We start from the raw sequence: 19,359 nt of genomic DNA, 5'->3' as shown, positions 1-19,359 counted from the left end.
TACTCCATCTACATGATCACGTTACTATAAATGAACTTAATGTCGGCTACCCCACCATCATATTTCTTTTCCAACAAGTAAGTACATTGCATTTCATTGGGTTTCAACGGATCTTTATACAATCTTCCGATCTTAAACTCCCCGTTATCAAAAGCAACCGCAAACAACCACCCACTAAAATATTGCGTTGCCGGAGCTGCCGATTGAGAGGCCCAAGGGGTCAACCGGAAGAAATTCGTAATCTTACGTCCCGATTCGAAAGAATAGAGTACGGACTTATTTCCCCCGTTAGCATCCAATTGATAGATCGTATTCTCTGATATGACATAGAAAATATCCTGCCGGGAATCATTCTGACTCTTCATGACAATTGTTCCCTCTTTGTCCAACAAAGCTGCCACGTCTGCCCCCAACAAAGTATTCCCGTCGATCGTGTATCTCACCGTGTGTGGAACACTATAAATACTGGCTGAAATTGTGTGTGCCTGTAAACGATAGTTTGCCCCGTCCTTGTAAATAATATGCGTACGTTGAGGATAACCCAACGGTGGCAACACGGCAATCACGTCCTTGTCAAACTTGTGTAACGCAACCTCGTTATCTTTCAGTCTAATTTCCGGAAACTGAAGCACGACAGAATAATCAACCCCTCCCGTATCATCCGGCATAAAAGTACTACTGACCGAGAAAAACAGGAATCTCTCTTTACTCTTCTCATGAATAATCGCCCAGTTGTTCGATACTTGTTTATCCGCTACTACAAGATTAGCCTCCACGTCCATCCATCCTTGATCGGGTACATCGTTCGGATCATCAAACCGTAACCGTTGAGAACTGAATCTTCCCGTGTTAGGCGTTCCATTGTCATAATTTGTCCGAACATAAACATCCCCTTGCTCCCCGTATAATAAGGTTGACATTCCCACGTTCACCATACCCTTCACGAAAAGATTTACTGGTTCTCCGACAAACTCATCGTCCATCCCGACAACCTTTTCTATCGTCTTCCCATAAAATGCCATCGAATGACGCCAATCCCGATCCAGTACCTGCATCACTTGTGTCTTATCTTTCCCTTGTCCCCAAACCAGTTTCACCGGTTCGCTACCTTGAAGTTCTTCTCCATCATTATACAACGAGAAAACATTTTCTTGTTCCTCATAATAAGGTATATTCATTTCCATTGGCTGCCCTAAGAAAGTCACGCTCTCTTTCTCCGTGTAATACCGCATAAAGTCCACCACGGTCTTCCCACCCTGTTTTGCCAACACGTAAACTCCACTACCGAAAGGCTGGATCAGATTGATAAGCATATGATAATCCGTCACTTTTGTTTTATCGCCCCGGTAAACAAGTAAAATCAAACGTCCCTCTTTCGTGAACACGTGATGCAACTTTTTCTCGTTTCCGATAATACTTCCATCGAATTGCCACTCGTAGCCCAATTCCGCTCCACCGGAATAGACGACCTCTGCCTCTAACTCAACTTCCGTCCCGGCCAACAGGGAAAACGATCCTTGAAACATTTCAGAATGTGACAAGGTTGTTGCTTTCCCACTCACCTTATCAATCACTCTCACCGTATCCGGCAACATCACGTCATTGTAATCCAGATTCGTGTGATCCTCCAGGCAGGCATTCAACAATACCAACCCCAAAAGGCATATCATAATTATCCTTATTTTCATATCTCGTGATTTTAAATCTATTATTACCATTACTACATAAACCCATCATCCAGTAATCGTCACTGACATCGGTTTTCCATCTTCATCCATCCGAGGTTCCCATTCCAAAGCCCGCTTGAACAACAGGGCATAATGCCTCTTCTCGGAAGCATCCAACTCTCCGAAGTCAACAATACCGGTCTCGTCAATAAACTCCTGATATTTAAGCGCCGAATATTTCCCAAGATAAGCCTCTTCCACAGCCAAATCCCACCAAGATGGCTTCGTGAAAATATCATCTACCGTAATTTCCACGAACAGAGAATCTGACATATAAGTTTGAAAATTCTCATTGGAAATCAATTTGATTCTTAACTTCTTACTTTCCTGTTTCAAACTCTCATCCCGAAACAACACCACGGTCAAAGAATCAATGGAACTCGAATCTGCCTGAAAAATCTGGTTCACGGTCAGATTAAATCCTCTCTGTGGTAACGTTGTCCCCGTGTCAACAGCCACGGCATAGGCCAAACCTTCTGTCAACGTGTATCCCCTGTATTCTACCGGAATCTTCAGCTCTTTTTCCTGCACGTCATCCGGCTCATAAGCAAAAGAATAATTCAACTTGTAATAATCCTCTCCCAAGTCATTATAGAATCGGAATTTTATATATCTCGTATCGGTAAAAAGATCCGCTTTCTCTTTTTCACACCCGACCACAAACAACACGCTTAAAAGAATAAATAAACATGTACGCATATCTTTCTGTTTTAATTATCAATATTTATTCAATTCCCGCTTCAGTATCGGGTACAGGTATCACTAACTTTCCATCATGAGCAAATTCTCCCCCAGTAATCCGTATCGGGATATTGAGTCGCTTGTAAAGAAATATTAATTGCCCCTCGCACAAGAATTCCCGTCGATATTCCTCCACCAAAGCATCCATAAACCGCACCCTATCCACGTCCGCAGGTAAAGAATACACCTCGTTCAAACGTTTTTTCAACACGGTATGAAACAACTCAAGGGCTTTCTCCTTATCTTTTTCGAAGACACACTCTGCCGCAATAAAATAGGCTTCCGGGATTCGCATCACCGGAATTGTCGTACTCGCCCGCTTCATATCAGACTCGTTACTACCGGTTATCGAAAACTTGGTCGGCATCCGATCCACGATAGCCTTCAGGCGCACATCATTCGCATTATCAAAAAGATCATTCGGATCCTTGATTCTCAACTTATTGGTTGTCACACTTTCTCCAAAATAGCTCTCCGTCAGATCCGTTAATTTCGAATTATAAAGCCCCCAGATAATTTCTTCATGAAGCCTCGGATGAACGGAAGAAATTGCAATTTCCGGATTACCGATAAATCCCGGAGCCGTGAAATCGTAAATGGTCTGGGTATTCACCATCTCCACGATCTCGCTGGCATACTCGTACGCCTTGTCTTTATCTCCCGCATACAGACACACCCTTGCCAATAACAAGGTCATCGGGTAATATCCCAATCGATCTGCCCGATACCGAAAGAATTCCTCGCTGGCATGAGTCACAGTTATATCTCCGGTTACCTCTAACTTTAAACGACGATCAACATTTCGATCTAAATAAGAGAGAGAACCCGGGTACTCAGACTCCGTATCAAACGGTTTTACCAACTCTCTCGCCTTCTCCAACTCTTTGATAACGGATGCCAAGATCTCTTTCGTGGGAACAGGCGGATTCACGCGAGACGGGTACTCCGTCACGTAAGGCACGGTTGCCGTCACGCCACCCCCATCAATCACAGGAGCTTTCGTGAATACACGTACAACCTCAAAATGCATTAAACTGCGGATTGCATAAGCCTCCCCCAGTACCATGTTACGAGTGGCATCCCCGTGTTTGAACACGACATTTTTGTCCGCCTCCAAAGCTTGAATCAAATTATTCGCCTCCGCAATAATCTTGTAACAACGTAACCAGATAGCCTCCCCCAAACTCTTCGGTCCCGAATTCTCATATTTAAGATTTGCCAGATCCAAAAATGTCGTCAAGTTATTATTATCTAGATCATAACTTCTAGACCAAGCCTCCATAGCTCCATAACTCAAGTTTGCCCCATATAACGTTCCTTCCGACATCAGGATATACAACCCGTTTAATGCCGTGTAATATCCCCTGCTCTCCTCGAACATCGATTCCTCGTACACTTCCTGATCGGACGTCACGTCTAACCAAGAGTTACAACCACCAAGACCTATACACAATAGGCTTAAAATGATATATTTCTTCATAAACATCTGTTTTGTCGATTTAAATACCAATATTCAGCGAAAAACTATAACCTCTAGAGAAAGGATAGGATAATCCTCTTTCTTGCCTGATTGTTGAAAGACGGAAAACATCATTCATGTTAAATGAAAATCTTACTTTATTCAGATACAGTTTCTGTACAATCCTATCAGGTAACTCGTAGCCTAAAGATAGGGACTGAAATGTCAACGTGTTATCATCCTGCACGAAACGAGTGGTAGGATTCGTCGTCTCCCGGTAGTCCTTCAAACTCTTGAACTGACAAATATCTCCCTCATTTTTCCAACGATCGGTAAACACCCGTTTGTCCACATTCTTTTCAATATTGGCATTCTCAATCTTGGATTGCAATGTTTGATTATACTGCTGTCCCCCATAGGTATATGTAAAATAAAGATCAAGAGTTAATCCCCTGTAATAAAAGTTCGTGGAGATAGAGCCGTTTATTTTCGGTTCGGTATTACCTACTGCCACGTTCTCTGATGCGATCCACTTGTTCCCAACCGTACCGTCTTTAGAAATAAACATCTCCTTACCCGTTTGAGGATCTATACCCAAAGAACGCATCGCATAAATCGAGGTCGTCGAGGCTCCTTCCACAAATTTCAACATCGGTTTCCGGTCTATCAGCGCATTTTGCGCATAACTATCTTCCACCCGTTTATTATAAGATTTCAGCGCCTCCGAAATTTTTTCGATCCGGTTCTTATTTGCTGCAAGATTACCATTCACATATAGTTGCATCTTATTTGTACTAAACACTCTCCAACGAAGATCTAACTCAAATCCCTTATTGGTAATCTCTCCCACGTTATCTTTATAAGAAAGGAAACCGGAAGATGACGGGATATACATATCGGCAATTAAATCCAAAGTCCGGCGCACATAATATGACCCGTTCACTCTCAACTTGTCACCTAGCAAGCCTAACGAAATACCGATGTCACTGATTTTCGTCCTCTCCCATTTCAACTTCTTATTTCCCATGGCGGTAATATTTCCCCCTACCCCCGTGGCATACACGTAATCACTATTCATCGTGTAAACCGTGCGAGCCGTCTTTGCCGGGAAATCAGCCTTACCGGTAATCCCGTAAGACCCCCGGATCTTAAACTCGGAAAGCCATTCCAAATTCTGCGCAAAATGATAGTTATGAATATTAATTCCCAGACCGACAGACCAGAACGGAGCAAACCTCGAATCGCTCCCGAAAGAAGAGTTCCCGTCCAAACGTCCCGTCAAATCCATCAAATAAATATTATCATACGTGTAATTCAACGACATCATCGCCCCGAAAAGCCGATTTGTCTGACCGAAAGCATTCGGTGACTTGGCCATTTCCCTCGCAAATTGCGGGCTTGAAAAACCTCCCGCTGGAAGATCCCTCAAATAATAGGTTTCCTCGTCATTCTTCCGTTCCCGAAGATTCACCCCGAATACGAAATTAATGTTGTGACTATTAATAATATCGTTATAATAACCAAACAAACTACCGTCTATCGAAGTCTCGGAATTATCTCCCAAGGTCAACTCCCCCTTGTAAGTAGTCGTGGCGTATTTCCCGGCCTGAGGCGAAATATATTCCGAAGAGTTTCCAATCTTACGAGTTAAAGCCAACGTGGCCTTGAAATTCAGTTTTTGAGACAGGAAATACTGCACGCTGAAATTATTATAAAACTCTTCCGTTTTCTTCTTATCATAACTTCCTAACGTCGCATCGTACAGGGGATTCGGAACATCCGTACTTCCCGGAACCGGAATAATCTCCAACATCGTCCCGTCATCATCCAGATAAGGCAGATAAGGATTCATCGTCGTGTAGTCAGAAAAACTCCCATAAGGAGACTCTTTTTCATTTACCCCGGTATACCCGGTTGCATTCCTGAATGTTAACTTTCCGGCACGATACTGCAATTCAAAACCAATCCCGTACACCTTCCGCTCGGAATCCTTCATCACACCGTTATTCCCGTAATAGTTCATATCAATGGCATAGCGCAATCCTTTAGCACCACCTTCCAGACGAATAAAATGCTTACTGTTAGCCACATTACGCAAAGGTTTATATAACCAATCCGTTTCTACTCCTTTTTCCAGCAAACGAAGTTTCTCGTTATAGTACCGAATCCCCCACACGTTCTCATCAAAAAGCCCTGCCTCCTTTTCGGCCTCCAACTTTTCCCTCGCGTTCATTAAATTGTAATCACGTAAATCAGGCAATTGAACTTCCAGATTGTAATTATACGTGATCAAAACCTCGCCCGGCTGAGGAGCCACCGTCGTAATCACGACCACCCCGTTCGCAGCACGGGAACCATATATTGCCGTTGCGGCCGCATCTTTTAACAATGTAATTGACTCGATCCTGTTTATATCCAAATCATACAATTTCTCAACACTAACCTCAAAACCATCCATAATGAATGTCGGCAAATTCGGATTGTTCCTCAATGCCGTTTCAGAAAGATCTTCCGAGTCAAACTCGGTAACCCCGATCCCGGATGCCCCCCGGATACTGATATTAGGCAAAGCGTTCGGGTTTGACCCCATCTCGTTATTCACGGTCAAACGAAAAGACGGGTCCAGCACTTGAAGAGACTTGAGCACATTCGTTTGTGAAACTTTCTTCAACTCATCTGCGGTCACGGTCTTCGCATTTCCCGTGAAAGACTGCCTGGAAAGATTGGCATATCCAGTGACAACCACGTCCTCCATACGAACATTCTCCTCCACTAACACGACTTTCAACTTTTCCTGTTTCACTCCCCAAGAGTCCATACTTAACTTAACCACCTGTTTTTTCATCCCCACGAAAGAAAAGACAAGAGACACCTCTTTAAACTGGGGAATAACCAAACCAAAATTTCCGTTTTCATCAGTCGTCACGCCTATTGTCGTACCTTCCACAAGCACGGTTACCCCGGGCAAGGAATTACCGAATTCATCTTCCACGGCACCAGTGATTCTTACTGCTCGACTCTCTTCCCGCCGTTCCAACCGTTTAAAAACAATAGAAGTCCCAACAAATTCATACCCGATAGCACTCCCTTTCAGACAAGAATCTAACGCAACCGTTAACAACACATCCTTTAAAGTCAAATTCTTTTTACCTAACTTCAAGATGTCGGCATCATGATACAAGAATTTGTAAGAGACCTGCTGTTCCAACAATTTAAAAATATCAACCACGGTCTGCTGCTCCACGGACAATGAAACACGTTGTTGTTTCTCTTGAGCCTGCGCGGGAAAAACCAGAATTATCCCGATAAGAACCTTCACCACACGAGCGAACATTTTTTTTCGCATAATACGATCCTTCAAAGATCGAAATCTTCGATTTTTTTCCATAATTTTGTCATGTTAAATTTAAAATGGCAAAGTCAAACGTAATTTACCCCAATTAATTATATGCTTTGACTTTGTCGTTTTCTTTCACCCAAATATATCCGTTCCTTTTCTCAAAAGAGACCACATTCATCCTTTCCATTAAATTTAAAATACCATCCAGACCTTCATCTCGATTCACCGTTCCCGTAAACTGGAACTCTTTTAATTTTTCATCTTTAAAGCGGAATTCCACGTCATACCAACGAGACAATTGATTTATAACATACGATAATTCATCATGTTTAAAAACGAACAGGCCATCCACCCACGCCAAGACCGCATTCACATCCACCTCTCGCTTTCGCAATTTTCCTTCTGTCCAGTAGGCCTGTTCGCCGGGGACTAACACCACCTTTGACTTCCCGGCGACGACACGCACCCGCCCTTCCGCCAAAGTCGTACTGGCCATGCTTTCATCTTGATATACCCGCACCCCGAAACGAGTTCCCAGCACTTCTATTTCCAACTCTTTTACATGAACGATAAAAGGACGGGTCGAATCTTTTTTCACTTCAAGGTAAGCCTCCCCCTCAATTTCAACTTCCCGAAACGAATCGGAAAACCTTTCCGGGAAACGAATGCTCGACTCCGAGTTCAGCCTCACATAAGACCCATCCGCCAATACTAACGTGTATTCACCCCCTCTCGGTACCTTCAATCGATTATAGCGTAAAGAATCTCTTGCCGGCAGATTCGGCCCGCAAATCAATTCTTTCACGGAATCCCTGATTTGGAATACCCCTAAATCCCGCAAAGCCATTCTTTCCTGTATCGAAATAACATTTCCATCTGCGGTAGTTAACATCGCTTGTAGCTTTCCTTCCTTCACAACCAATTCATCCTGCAATTGTGAATCCGACAACCGGAATAACGGAATCGAACAAAAAGCTATAATCAAAACCGCAGCTACCCCACTCCACCGGATAATCATCCTTCTTCGTTTTACCCGATCATAACGCAGAGTCAATAGTTCGAACTCTCGTACCACGTCTATCTTTTCATACTCTTCGAATCGATCATGCAAAGTACGGTCTCCACGTAGTTTTGCAAGTAAGTCCCGATTTTTTCGATCCGCCCATAACCATACGGCTAACTGCCGCCGTTCTTCCGGTTCCAGCGTCTCCTCAAAATATTTTTGTAGTAAAAGACGATATTTTTCTATTTCTCCGTATACATCTTTCTCGTTCATACCAGACGTGTTGTTGACTTAATTTTATATATACACACGCTTCCGGTAAAAAACGACTACATGGGATCTTCATTTTTTTTCAAAAAAATTGCCATACACAAGGCAAAATATTGAATATAATTTTTTAACTCATTCTTAGCCCGCTGTTTATGAGTCAATACAGTATTTACAGATATATTTAATTTTTTTGCGATTTCTTCATTCGAGAACCCGTCCACGTGCATCCACAATACATCCCGTTGCATTATCGGCAACCTCTCTATCCTCTTGCAAAGGAAATCGTACATTTCTTCTTCTATCGCTATATCTCGAAATTCCGCTTCACATTGCAACTGAAACATCTTTTCCCGACTTTTTATCTCTACCTGCCTGTCCCGCAAATAATTGATAGCCTTGTTACGAATCGTGGCATAAAGAAAAGCTTTCACGTGAGCCTCTTCCCGAAAAGTCGTTATCCGTTCCCACATGGCAATAAACGCCTCTTGCACAATATCCCGCACGGCCTCCATATCATCAATAAATCGCAATCCGAATTGGCAATACAACCTAACATGCTCTTGATGAAAAGCACGAAAAGCCATCGGATCTTTTTTTACCAATTTCTCTATACTATATTTATCTTGAGACACCATGCTCCAAACCACTCCCTTTGTTTTCCCAAAAATATAAAAAAAATCAATCCATCAGCCAAATTCTATTTTTTCTTTATCAATCAAAAAAATGAGGCTGCACCCAACAGCCTCGAAAATAATGATATTTCTAAATTATTAGTTATTTCACCATCGCGTGACGATACCCTTTCGTCTTGTTCCAACCACCACGGGTGAAATCGGGAATCGCCACCGGGGCACTGTTATTCTCTAAAGAAAGAGCCGTCAGCTCGCCCAAACAACACCATTCTGCCAAATCATACACGTCCATATCTAACGGTAATCCATTCCGCAAGCAATATACCAAACGGTAATCCATGATAAAATCCATTCCACCATGTCCCCCCACTTTTTTGGCTTGCTCTTCCAACTCGATCTGAATCGGGTGTTTATATTTTTCCATCAGGGCCTTCTTCACATCCTCCGGAACAAAACCGTGAGAATTCAAATCCTCGTGATCGGGAGCCACATCTGATGAAATTTGTGTTGGTTTCAAAGCATATCCCGCAACCGGATATTTATTGGCAAACCCTTTCGTTCCCGTCAATTGGTACATCCGGCTATACGGACGAGGCGACACTACGTCATGCTGAATTTGGATGGTTTTCCCGTTCTCCGTGCGAATCAACGTGATCGTGTGATCCCCGTTCTTGAAGTCTTTCACGTCCTCCCCGGTCTTATTCTTCAAATATTCGGGAGCAGAAACAGCCTTCGTATCCATACATACCAAGTAATTCATTTTGTCCCCCCGGTGAATATCCAGCAACTGACAAGCCGGTCCCATACCGTGAGTAGCATAAACATCTCCCCTGTGTTTCCGGTTATAATCCATACGCCAGTTATTCCAATAATAAGGCCAGAATTCCTCCAAATTATGAATATAAGCCCCTTCCACGTGCAAGATTTCACCAAACACACCTTGTTGTGCCATATTCAACGTCGTCAATTCAAAGAAATCATACACGCAATTCTCCAACATCATGCAATGCAACTGTTTCTTCTCTGCCATATTAATCAACGCCCAAATTTCCTCCATGTTCATGGCGGCAGGCACCTCGATCGCCACGTGCTTCCCATGTTCCATGGCATACAACGCCATCGGGGCATGATGTAGCCAATCCGTAGCAATATACACTAAATTAATATCCTCCCGTTCACAAAGCTGTTTCCACGCATCCTCGCTCCCGGAGTAACCGGCAGCCTCCGGAATCCCTGCTTTCTTCAGAATTCCCTGACATTTCTCCACTTGCTCCGGGCGAATATCACACAAGGCAACCACCTTCGTTCCGGGTATATGCAGGAACCGCTCCACCGCACCGGGTCCCCTCATTCCCAAACCGATAAACCCTACCCGCACGGTATCCAGTTTCGGCGTTACCAAATTTACTACATCCTTCTGCCCAGCGGGACGCTCGGGAACAGGCACCTCAATCATTAAACTTTTCTTCGTCTCTTTTTCTGATACACCATTAGTACAGGAACAGATCATCCCGCACAAAATGGCTGCCACGACACATACAAACGTTATTTTCCTCATAAATTGTCAAATTAAAAACACAACAAACATATCACGTGTAAAGATATAAATTTTAAATAACATTAATACCTCTCCCAGCCATTAGTTCATTTGTTTTTACCAATAAACACGTTTCATCTAATTCGCATAACAAACCATCCCTCGCTATCCTTTCGATATTCTTGGATATATAATGGCTATACCTAGCCAATGAACCAAGTATATCTCTCCAAATAGCTAATATACTACACGAAATACCCGATATGCAAACATAATCGTATCAAGAACTAATTTTATCGAGGATAAATGCAAGATGAATGCAGGTTGAATGCTCGATGGTCTAAATGAACTATAAAGTAACTTTCAGGTGAATGCTTAGTAAATATAGCCTAATCCCAAAGTAATACCAGTGTAGTTTCCTAAAATCGGTTTACTCAATTTTAGGAAACTACAATAGTATTTCAGTGGTATTACCCCGGATAAACGAGAAACTGAACATACCTGTTCTCGTCGACAAAAAACACTCATTCATCGGGAAAAAATCTCTCAATATCTAAATTAATTGTATTCGCTTTCAACACCTTATATCTTTGTAAAAAGCAAAAAAAGAAAACAAGATGAATATACAGACTAACATTGCAACCATCCTTTTTATAATCATTCCGTCCTTAGTGGGCTTTTCTCAGGAAAAGCCCACTTCTTCCTGGAATTTGAAGGATTGCATCGATTACGCCCGGAAAAACAACATTCAGGTGCAATCGGCAAAAGTAACGCAACAAAGCGCTAACGTGGATTTGTTACAGGCGAAAGCCCAGCTTTTTCCCTCGTTGACATTTAGTAGTTCTCAAGGCTGGGGACACCAGAAAACAGAACAAACAGATGGTAAATTCAAATCGCAGAACGCCTACACGGGCAGCTACACCTTGAACGGCGGACTGACAATCTATAATGGGGGTAAATTAACCCGTTCCATCCGTCAACAGCAAATCACGAACACGGCACAGGAGTATCAGGTAAACATGGCCGAAAATGACATCGAAATTGCCGTCACCGAGGCCTACCTGCAAATACTTTACGCGAACGAATCGCTAAAAACCAACCGACAAACATTGGAAACTTCTGCCGCCCAGCTGGCACGTTCCAAAGAATTACTAGCAGCCGGTTCGATTGCCGCCAGCGATTATGCCCAGATTGAGGCACAGTACAGCAACGATCAGTACAACGTGACGATGGCAGAAAACACGCTCACCTTGAATAAATTGCAATTGAAACAATTGTTAGAACTGGAACCGACAGATAGTTTCGACGTCTATTTCCCGGAACTGGAGGACACGCAAGTACTCACCCCCGCACCTTCCCTCTTGGAAGTTTACCAGATCGCCCTAGAAACCATGCCGGAAATGAAAAACAGCCAATTGAACGTGGAATCGGCACAGCTGGAAGAAAAGATCGCGGCAGGAGATCGCTTACCCAGCATCTCGCTCAACGCATCCGTGGGCACGAACCATGACTCGGAATCAGACCACTCTTTTTCAAAACAACTAAATAATCGATTAAACGAGAACGTGGGGATCAACATCAGTATCCCCATTTCTAAAAATCGCCAGATCAAATCAGCCGTTGAAAAAGCAAAATTACAAACGGAAACAGCCCGTCTGGAAGAACTGAATACACGCAAAGAACTGTGGAAAACGGTAGAGACACTCCACCAGAACGTAATCTCCGCGCAAAGCAGGTACGTCGCTGCCACGAACAGCGTGAAATCGGCCACGATGAGTTACAACCTCGTTCAAGCCCAATTCGACGCCGGTATGAAAAACACGGTGGAATTACTCACAGAAAAAAATAATTATCTTTCCGCCTTGCAGGAACAGATTCAAGCAAAGTTCGAGGCGATTCTTTCACTCAAACTACTCAACTTCTACCGCAATCAACCTATCGAAATCTAATGTAAAATATTAATTATAGAACAACATGAAAAAGATTGTTACCATAATCATCGTCATAGCTGTTATTGTCGGGGCCTTTTTCTTCTTCCGCTCGGGAGATAAAAAAGTGACGACATACGAGACTGTCGAACTAAAAAAAGGATCCATCAACAACACGGTGACCGCCACGGGAACGATAGAACCGATTACCAAGGTGGACGTGGGTACACAGGTATCCGGAACGATTTCACACATCTACGTGGACTACAATTCAGTCGTAACAAAAGGACAATTACTCGCGGAACTCGACAGGAAACTACTAGAAGCCGAGTTGAAATCGGAAATGGCAAACCTGAAATCAAGCAAAAGCGAATTCGAGTACCAAGATAAAAACTTCAAACGCCTGCGCCAGTTACACGAAAAGAACTTGATTAGTGAAACAGAATACGAGGAAGCATTATATCAATACGAGAAAGCACAACAAGCTTACGAGAAAGCACAAGCCACGATGGTAAAGGCTCAATCAAACCTCGATTACGCAACGATCACCTCACCGATTGACGGGGTTGTTCTATCCAGAGAAGTGGAAGAGGGACAAACGGTAGCTGCCAGTTTCGAAACCCCGACCATGTTCACGATCGCAAACGATTTGCGCAAGATGCAAGTGATCGCAGACGTGGACGAGGCTGACATCGGTCAGGTACTCGAAGGACAACGCGTGACATTCACAGTTGACGCTTTCCCGGATGACACGTTCGAGGGCGGCGTGACTCAAGTTCGTCTAAACCCGACAACAGAATCCAACGTGGTCACTTACGAGGTGGTTATTGATGCCCCGAATCCGGAACTGAAACTGAAACCGGGATTGACCGCCAACATCACGGTCTACACGATGGAGAAAGACAATATCCTGCTGGCCCCGTTGAAGGCTTTCCGCTTTACCCCGGAGGCCAACCCGGAAGACCCGCAAACCGCACAAGCCCCGCAAGCGGGAAGAGGTGAAAAAGTCGTTTGGTTACAAACGGCAGAAGGTATCGTTCCTAAAGTAATCAAAGTTGGAGTCAGCGACGGAATATACTCGGAAGTGAAAGACGGTCTACCGGAAGGCGCTCGTTTGATCGTGGGAATCCAACGCAGTAAAAACATGGCCCCCCAAGGAGGCAGCGAGGAATCCAACCCGTTCATGCCGCCACGTCCGGGACAAAAGAAAAAATAGTTACCGTATAAGATTGAACTCATGACAAATGATATTATAAAAATAGAAAACCTGAGGAGGGATTTTAAGGTGGGATCAGAAACCGTTCATGCTTTGCGCGGTATATCATTCTCGATCCGTGCCGGAGAGTTCGTGACGATAATGGGTACGAGTGGTTCCGGGAAATCCACCCTGCTCAATATCCTCGGATGTCTCGACACTCCCACCTCGGGGGACTATTACCTCGATGGTATCGCGGTCAGAGACATGGGAAAAAATGACCGGGCCACGTTGAGAAACCGCAAGATCGGTTTCGTGTTCCAGTCCTATAACCTGTTACCCAAAACAACCGCCTTGGAAAACGTGGAATTACCGTTACTTTACAACCCGGCCTTTTCTTCTCGCGAACGTCGGGAGAAAGCCATGGAAGCATTAAAAGCGGTGAGCTTAAGCGATCGAGTCAACCATCGTTCCAACCAAATGTCCGGCGGACAGCAACAACGTGTAGCTATCGCACGAGCAATCGTGAATGACCCGGTGATCCTACTGGCCGACGAGGCAACGGGAAACTTGGATACCCGAACCTCATTCGAGATCCTCACGCTTTTTCAACGCCTTCACGCAGAAGGAAGAACCATTATATTCGTGACTCATAATCCCGAAATCGCCCAGTTCAGCAGTCGCAACATCGTCCTGCGGGACGGCCACATCACGGAAGACACGATCAACCAGAACGTGGCCTCGGCCAAGGAAGCGCTGGACGCACTACCGAAGGAGAACGATTAAAAATTTAGAGTTTAGAATGAAAAAGATTTCGTGATTGCCGATTCGATAATTGGGTGATTAAAATCACTTAATCGAAAATCATTAAATCACTTAATCGATAGGATCTAAAATCATAAATCAAGAAATTAATAGGATCATAAATCTAAAATTGAAAGATGAACTACGCAAATTTAATACGAATTGCTTTACGAGCCTTGGCAAACAATAAGTTCCGGGGATTCCTGACCATGTTAGGAATCATTATCGGGGTGGGGTCCGTGATTTCCATGCTGGCTATCGGACAAGGTTCAAAGCGTAGCATTCGTGACCAAATATCAGAGATGGGTTCCAACATGATCATGATCCATCCCGGAAACGGGAAGTTCGGGGGAGTCCGTCAAAGTGCCAGCAGTATGCAAACGCTGAAACTGGAAGATTACGAGGCGATCGTTCGTGACGTGGACTTGATCGACAAATGCACCCCTTCCGTGAATTCAAGCGGTCAGGTTATATACGGAGCCAATAATGCCCCGACAACCATCTACGGAGTAAACCAAGATTATCTTGACATCCGAAAGTTCAGCGTGGGGGAAGGTGAGATGTTCACGGATCACGACATCAAAACTTCCGCAAAAGTATGTATCGTGGGACAAACCGTTGTCGATAACCTATTCACGAAGGGAGAAGAACCACTGGGAAAGACCATCCGGTTCAACAAAACCCCCTTCCGCATCATCGGGGTATTGACACCCAAAGGATATAACTCCATGGGACAGGATCAGGATGATATGATTATCGCCCCCTATACCACTATACAGAAACGTCTATTGGCCATCACCTACATTCAAGGAATATTCGCCTCGGCCGTCACGGAAGACGATTCGGAAGAGGCTATCGAGGAAATATCCGCCATTTTGCGCCAAAACCATAAAATAGCTACTGGAGATGAAGACGATTTCCACGTGCGCTCGCAAGAAGAACTCAGCTCCATGATGAGTACGACAACCGACTTGATGACCGTCCTGTTGGCCTGTATCGCCGGAATATCCTTACTTGTCGGCGGAATCGGAATCATGAACATCATGTATGTATCCGTCACCGAACGAACCCGGGAAATCGGCCTTCGCATGTCCATCGGGGCAAAAGGACGACACATCCTATTCCAATTCCTTATCGAGGCGGTCATTATCAGCGTCACGGGAGGTATTATCGGGGTAGTTCTTGGAATCGGTTCATCACTTATTATTAAATACGCTATCGGCTGGCCCATATACATCCAGATGTATTCTGTCGTGCTTTCCTTCCTGGTCTGCACGGTTACCGGAATATTCTTTGGCTGGTATCCGGCACAAAAGGCATCCCAGTTAAACCCAATCGATGCTATACGATACGAATAGATTGCCGGGGAACCCGGCAGTTACAGGTTGCAAGTTTTTAAGTTACCGGTTCGACAGAACTTCTTCCATAAACTTGTAACTTGCAACCCTGTAACTTGTAACTTTTTTTATACCTTTGCAAGTGGAGAAAGACGATATAATGCAAAAGACACGGAACAAGAAGATATTAACGGGAGCCATCCACGTGCTTGGATGGGGAATATTCTTTGCCCTTCCCTTTTTCTTCTATCGCGGAGAAGGTGTTTCAATTACCCTGAACAGATATTTGGGATATTGTTTCGTCCCGTTAAGTTGCCTGATCATATTCTACACGAATTTTCTCTGGCTGATCGAACGGCAGCTTTTCCGCAGAAAAGTATCAACATTTATTCTAAGTAACATCGTTCTCGTGATGCTCCTAGGGGCTAGTCTTCATTTCTGGCAGGACTTTCACCGGAAACATTTATCTGAACCCGTTCCGAAAGCATTGAAAGAGTTACAAGAGTCCTTACCTAAACCGCCTCGGTACGTGTTTATCGCCCGGGACATGATGCTCATGGCATTGACCGTCGCCCTCAGCGTGGCAATCAAAATGACCGGGGGATGGTATGAAACCGAGAACGAGAAACAAGAACTGAAAAAAGCACAAGCTGAGGCAGAACTCCAAAACTTGAAAAGCCAGTTGAACCCACACTTCTTGTTCAACACGTTGAATAATATCTATTCACTCATCGCTATCAATCAGGACAAGGCCCAGTATGCCGTCCATGATCTCAGTCGTATGCTCCGTCACGTGCTATACGAGAACAACCAGCATTTCGTGTCGGTAGATAAAGAATTCGAGTTCATGAAAAGCTATATCGAGCTAATGAGCCTCCGCTTACCTAAAAACACACGGCTGGAAGTTTCCATCCCGGAAAGAGGCAACGGAATCATGATCGCCCCGCTCTTGTTTATCCCGCTAATTGAAAACGCATTCAAACACGGGGTCAGTAGCACGCAGGAATCATTTATAAACATCAAATTCGAACTGCAGGGGAATAACCGGATCAACTGTCTCGTGGAAAACAGTAACTATCCTAAAAAAGACAACGACCGGAGTGGCTCCGGTATCGGGTTAACCAACTTAAAACGCCGTCTGGAGTTACTCTATCCCGGAAAATATATCTTTAAGGCTGAAACCCTTAACAACCGATTTATCACGGAATTGCTTATTCAACTTTAAAATGAAAGGACATGACTCTGAATTGCCTCATTGTGGATGATGAACCGTTAGCCTTGGATTTGCTAGAGAGCTACGTGAGCCGGACACCGTTCCTACACCTGATCGCACAATGTGATAGTGCCGTGAAAGCGCTTTCCGTTATAGAGGAAGAACCGATAGATTTGGTTTTTCTGGATATTCAGATGCCCGAACTCAACGGGTTGGAACTATCCCGTCTCGTGGGCAACAAAGTGAAAATCATCTTTACCACCGCTTTCGAACAATACGCGCTGGAAGGCTTTCGGGTTGACGCACTGGATTACCTGCTAAAACCGTTCAATTACACGGAATTTCTCCGGGCTGCCACGAAAGCCTTACGTTGGATTGAGATGAGCCGGGCGGAGAACGTTTCCACCAACGTGCCGGATTCTATTTTCGTGAAAAGCGATTACAAATTGATCCAGATCCAGTTGAAGGATATTCTTTACATCGAAGGACTAAAAGATTACATTCGTATCCAAACCGAGGACAAGGAGGGCGGTATTCTCACGCTGATGAGCATGAAAAGTATTGAAGACCATCTTCCCGGCGATATATTCATCCGGGTACACCGTTCCTATATTGTCAATATCAACAAAATTAAAACTATCGAACGGAACCGAATCGTGTTCGGGAAACTCTACATCCCTATTTCCGATTCCTACAAGGAACGTTTCATGGAATTGCTGGATAAACGAGCAATTAATTGAAAATTGAAAATTGAAAATTGAAAATTATATCTACCTTTGCGAACAGATAAATAGAATTAGTATTAGGAAAATTTGAATTCTTGGAAATGAGAAATTCATGAAAACATTTCAATTTTCAATTTTCAATTTTCAATTTTCAATTTTCAATTGCCATGAGAAAAGACGAAAGATATAACCAGCGAGGAGTGTCCGCATCCAAAGAAGATGTGCATAACGCCATAAAAAATATCGACAAAGGTATTTTCCCGAAAGCTTTCTGCAAAATCATCCCCGATTACCTCGGAGGACAGAAAAGCTACTGCAACATCATGCACGCCGACGGGGCCGGAACCAAATCTTCACTCGCCTACATGTACTGGAAAGAAACCGGAGACTTATCCGTGTGGAAAGGTATCGCACAAGACGCCTTGATCATGAACATCGATGACTTGCTCTGCGTGGGTGCCGTGGATAATATCCTGCTCTCTTCCACGATCGGGAGAAACAAGAAACTGATACCGGGAGAAGTTATCGCAGCCATCATCAACGGAACGGAAGAGCTGATCGAGGAATACCGGAAACTGGGAGTAAACATTTATTCTACCGGAGGCGAAACCGCAGACGTGGGGGATCTTGTGAGGACCATTATCGTGGACTCCACGGTGACTTGCCGGATGAAACGTTCGGACGTGATCTCTAACGACCGTATCAAGGCGGGAGATGTAATTGTAGGACTTTCGTCATACGGGCAAGCCTCTTACGAAACAGAATACAACGGTGGGATGGGGTCCAACGGACTAACTTCTGCCCGGCATGACGTGTTTGCCAAATATCTGGCGACGAAATACCCGGAAAGCTATGACAACTCCGTGCCGGAAGAACTCGTTTACTCCGGAAAATGTAAACTGACAGACGAAATTGCCGGATTGGGCATTGATGCCGGGAAACTGGTATTGTCCCCGACCCGCACGTATATCCCGGTAATCAAGCAAGTACTTGACAAATACCGGAAACAAGTTCACGGTATGGTACACTGCTCCGGTGGGGCCCAGACCAAAGTGATGAATTTCGTGGAGAACATGCATATCGTGAAGGACAATATGTTCCCCGTTCCTCCCCTGTTCAAATTAATTCAGGAACAATCGGGAACCCCGTGGGACGAAATGTACAAGGTATTCAATATGGGTCACCGTATGGAAATCTACGTGGACGAAGAGATTGCAGATGACATCATCGCCATTTCCAAAAGCTTTAACATCGATGCCCAAATCGTCGGTCGTTGCTACGATAACGATGAGGGAAAAGGTAATAAGCTCACGATAATCAGCGGACTCGGGAAGTTCATATACTGAACCGTGGGTTTGATCCTTAAAACCTATATATAAAATAAAAGGATGCCTGCAGGCAAACTTTTTTTGTTTGATAATTGATTGATAACCAGTAGTTAGTTTCGC

The 19,359-nt window shown here is 44.1% G+C and carries 14 protein-coding genes; 7 read left to right on the top strand and 7 right to left on the bottom strand.

Annotated elements, in window-relative coordinates:
• Window positions 1–8: 8 nt before the first annotated feature.
• From QVC79_RS13490 to QVC79_RS13460, 7 genes are all read right to left on the bottom strand, one after another.
• Window positions 9–1,688: a hypothetical protein gene (locus tag QVC79_RS13490; protein WP_270592464.1), complete on the bottom strand. Its 1,680-nt coding sequence runs from the start codon at window positions 1,686–1,688 to the stop codon at window positions 9–11.
• 45 nt (window positions 1,689–1,733) lie between these two features.
• A complete protein-coding gene (locus tag QVC79_RS13485; RefSeq protein WP_270592461.1) occupies window positions 1,734–2,426 on the bottom strand; it encodes a DUF4843 domain-containing protein in 693 nt (230 codons plus the stop codon).
• A 25-nt stretch (window positions 2,427–2,451) separates the two neighbouring features.
• Window positions 2,452–3,948 (bottom strand): RagB/SusD family nutrient uptake outer membrane protein, encoded by a 1,497-nt coding sequence (locus QVC79_RS13480; RefSeq protein WP_270592459.1) that lies wholly within the window; start codon window positions 3,946–3,948, stop codon window positions 2,452–2,454.
• A gap of 19 nt (window positions 3,949–3,967) precedes the next feature.
• Entirely contained in the window at window positions 3,968–7,273 is a 3,306-nt protein-coding gene (locus QVC79_RS13475) for a SusC/RagA family TonB-linked outer membrane protein (RefSeq protein WP_270592457.1), read from the bottom strand.
• Between the two features lie 94 nt (window positions 7,274–7,367).
• A complete protein-coding gene (locus tag QVC79_RS13470) occupies window positions 7,368–8,543 on the bottom strand; it encodes a FecR family protein (protein WP_270592455.1) in 1,176 nt (391 codons plus the stop codon).
• A gap of 56 nt (window positions 8,544–8,599) precedes the next feature.
• On the bottom strand, window positions 8,600–9,124 hold the full coding sequence (locus tag QVC79_RS13465; RefSeq protein ID WP_270592452.1) for an RNA polymerase sigma factor: 525 nt from the start codon (window positions 9,122–9,124) through the stop codon (window positions 8,600–8,602).
• A 190-nt stretch (window positions 9,125–9,314) separates the two neighbouring features.
• Window positions 9,315–10,682 (bottom strand): Gfo/Idh/MocA family protein, encoded by a 1,368-nt coding sequence (locus QVC79_RS13460; protein WP_124317638.1) that lies wholly within the window; start codon window positions 10,680–10,682, stop codon window positions 9,315–9,317.
• Window positions 10,683–11,326: 644 nt separating this feature from the next.
• On the opposite strand from QVC79_RS13460, the gene QVC79_RS13455 reads away from it, so the two are divergent.
• The 7 genes from QVC79_RS13455 to QVC79_RS13425 all read left to right on the top strand — a co-directional run bounded on the left by QVC79_RS13455 (window position 11,327) and on the right by QVC79_RS13425 (window position 19,257).
• Window positions 11,327–12,658 carry a TolC family protein gene (locus QVC79_RS13455; protein WP_270592450.1) on the top strand — a complete coding sequence of 444 codons (1,332 nt, stop codon included), beginning with the start codon at window positions 11,327–11,329 and terminating at the stop codon, window positions 12,656–12,658.
• Between the two features lie 25 nt (window positions 12,659–12,683).
• Window positions 12,684–13,853 (top strand): efflux RND transporter periplasmic adaptor subunit, encoded by a 1,170-nt coding sequence (locus QVC79_RS13450; protein WP_270592447.1) that lies wholly within the window; start codon window positions 12,684–12,686, stop codon window positions 13,851–13,853.
• A gap of 21 nt (window positions 13,854–13,874) precedes the next feature.
• On the top strand, window positions 13,875–14,618 hold the full coding sequence (locus QVC79_RS13445; RefSeq protein WP_270592446.1) for an ABC transporter ATP-binding protein: 744 nt from the start codon (window positions 13,875–13,877) through the stop codon (window positions 14,616–14,618).
• Between the two features lie 155 nt (window positions 14,619–14,773).
• Window positions 14,774–15,994, top strand: coding sequence for an ABC transporter permease (locus tag QVC79_RS13440; RefSeq protein WP_087420952.1), 1,221 nt, complete (start codon window positions 14,774–14,776; stop codon window positions 15,992–15,994).
• A 139-nt stretch (window positions 15,995–16,133) separates the two neighbouring features.
• A complete protein-coding gene (locus QVC79_RS13435) occupies window positions 16,134–17,198 on the top strand; it encodes a sensor histidine kinase (protein WP_270592445.1) in 1,065 nt (354 codons plus the stop codon).
• Window positions 17,199–17,209: 11 nt separating this feature from the next.
• Window positions 17,210–17,926, top strand: coding sequence for a LytR/AlgR family response regulator transcription factor (locus tag QVC79_RS13430; RefSeq protein WP_270592442.1), 717 nt, complete (start codon window positions 17,210–17,212; stop codon window positions 17,924–17,926).
• Window positions 17,927–18,078: 152 nt separating this feature from the next.
• A complete protein-coding gene (locus QVC79_RS13425) occupies window positions 18,079–19,257 on the top strand; it encodes an AIR synthase related protein (RefSeq protein WP_270592440.1) in 1,179 nt (392 codons plus the stop codon).
• Window positions 19,258–19,359 lie beyond the last annotated feature (102 nt).

Origin of the sequence: Butyricimonas sp., assembly GCF_019423355.1 — a bacterium.
Classification (GTDB): domain Bacteria; phylum Bacteroidota; class Bacteroidia; order Bacteroidales; family Marinifilaceae; genus Butyricimonas; species Butyricimonas faecihominis.
Note: the sequence above shows the minus strand (reverse complement) of the source record. Positions and strands in the feature narration are given on the sequence as shown.

Bases quoted from the DNA above. Each gene is read 5' to 3' on its own strand.
- QVC79_RS13490 (WP_270592464.1), bottom strand. From the start codon at position 1,688: ATGAAAATAAGGATAATTATGATATGCCTTTTGGGGTTGGTATTGTTG.
- QVC79_RS13485 (WP_270592461.1), bottom strand. From the start codon at position 2,426: ATGCGTACATGTTTATTTATTCTTTTAAGCGTGTTGTTTGTGGTCGGG.
- QVC79_RS13480 (WP_270592459.1), bottom strand. From the start codon at position 3,948: ATGAAGAAATATATCATTTTAAGCCTATTGTGTATAGGTCTTGGTGGT.
- QVC79_RS13475 (WP_270592457.1), bottom strand. From the start codon at position 7,273: ATGCGAAAAAAAATGTTCGCTCGTGTGGTGAAGGTTCTTATCGGGATA.
- QVC79_RS13470 (WP_270592455.1), bottom strand. From the start codon at position 8,543: ATGAACGAGAAAGATGTATACGGAGAAATAGAAAAATATCGTCTTTTA.
- QVC79_RS13465 (WP_270592452.1), bottom strand. From the start codon at position 9,124: ATGGCTTTTCGTGCTTTTCATCAAGAGCATGTTAGGTTGTATTGCCAA.
- QVC79_RS13460 (WP_124317638.1), bottom strand. From the start codon at position 10,682: ATGATCTGTTCCTGTACTAATGGTGTATCAGAAAAAGAGACGAAGAAA.
- QVC79_RS13455 (WP_270592450.1), top strand. From the start codon at position 11,327: ATGAATATACAGACTAACATTGCAACCATCCTTTTTATAATCATTCCG.
- QVC79_RS13450 (WP_270592447.1), top strand. From the start codon at position 12,684: ATGAAAAAGATTGTTACCATAATCATCGTCATAGCTGTTATTGTCGGG.
- QVC79_RS13445 (WP_270592446.1), top strand. From the start codon at position 13,875: ATGACAAATGATATTATAAAAATAGAAAACCTGAGGAGGGATTTTAAG.
- QVC79_RS13440 (WP_087420952.1), top strand. From the start codon at position 14,774: ATGAACTACGCAAATTTAATACGAATTGCTTTACGAGCCTTGGCAAAC.
- QVC79_RS13435 (WP_270592445.1), top strand. From the start codon at position 16,134: ATGCAAAAGACACGGAACAAGAAGATATTAACGGGAGCCATCCACGTG.
- QVC79_RS13430 (WP_270592442.1), top strand. From the start codon at position 17,210: ATGACTCTGAATTGCCTCATTGTGGATGATGAACCGTTAGCCTTGGAT.
- QVC79_RS13425 (WP_270592440.1), top strand. From the start codon at position 18,079: ATGAGAAAAGACGAAAGATATAACCAGCGAGGAGTGTCCGCATCCAAA.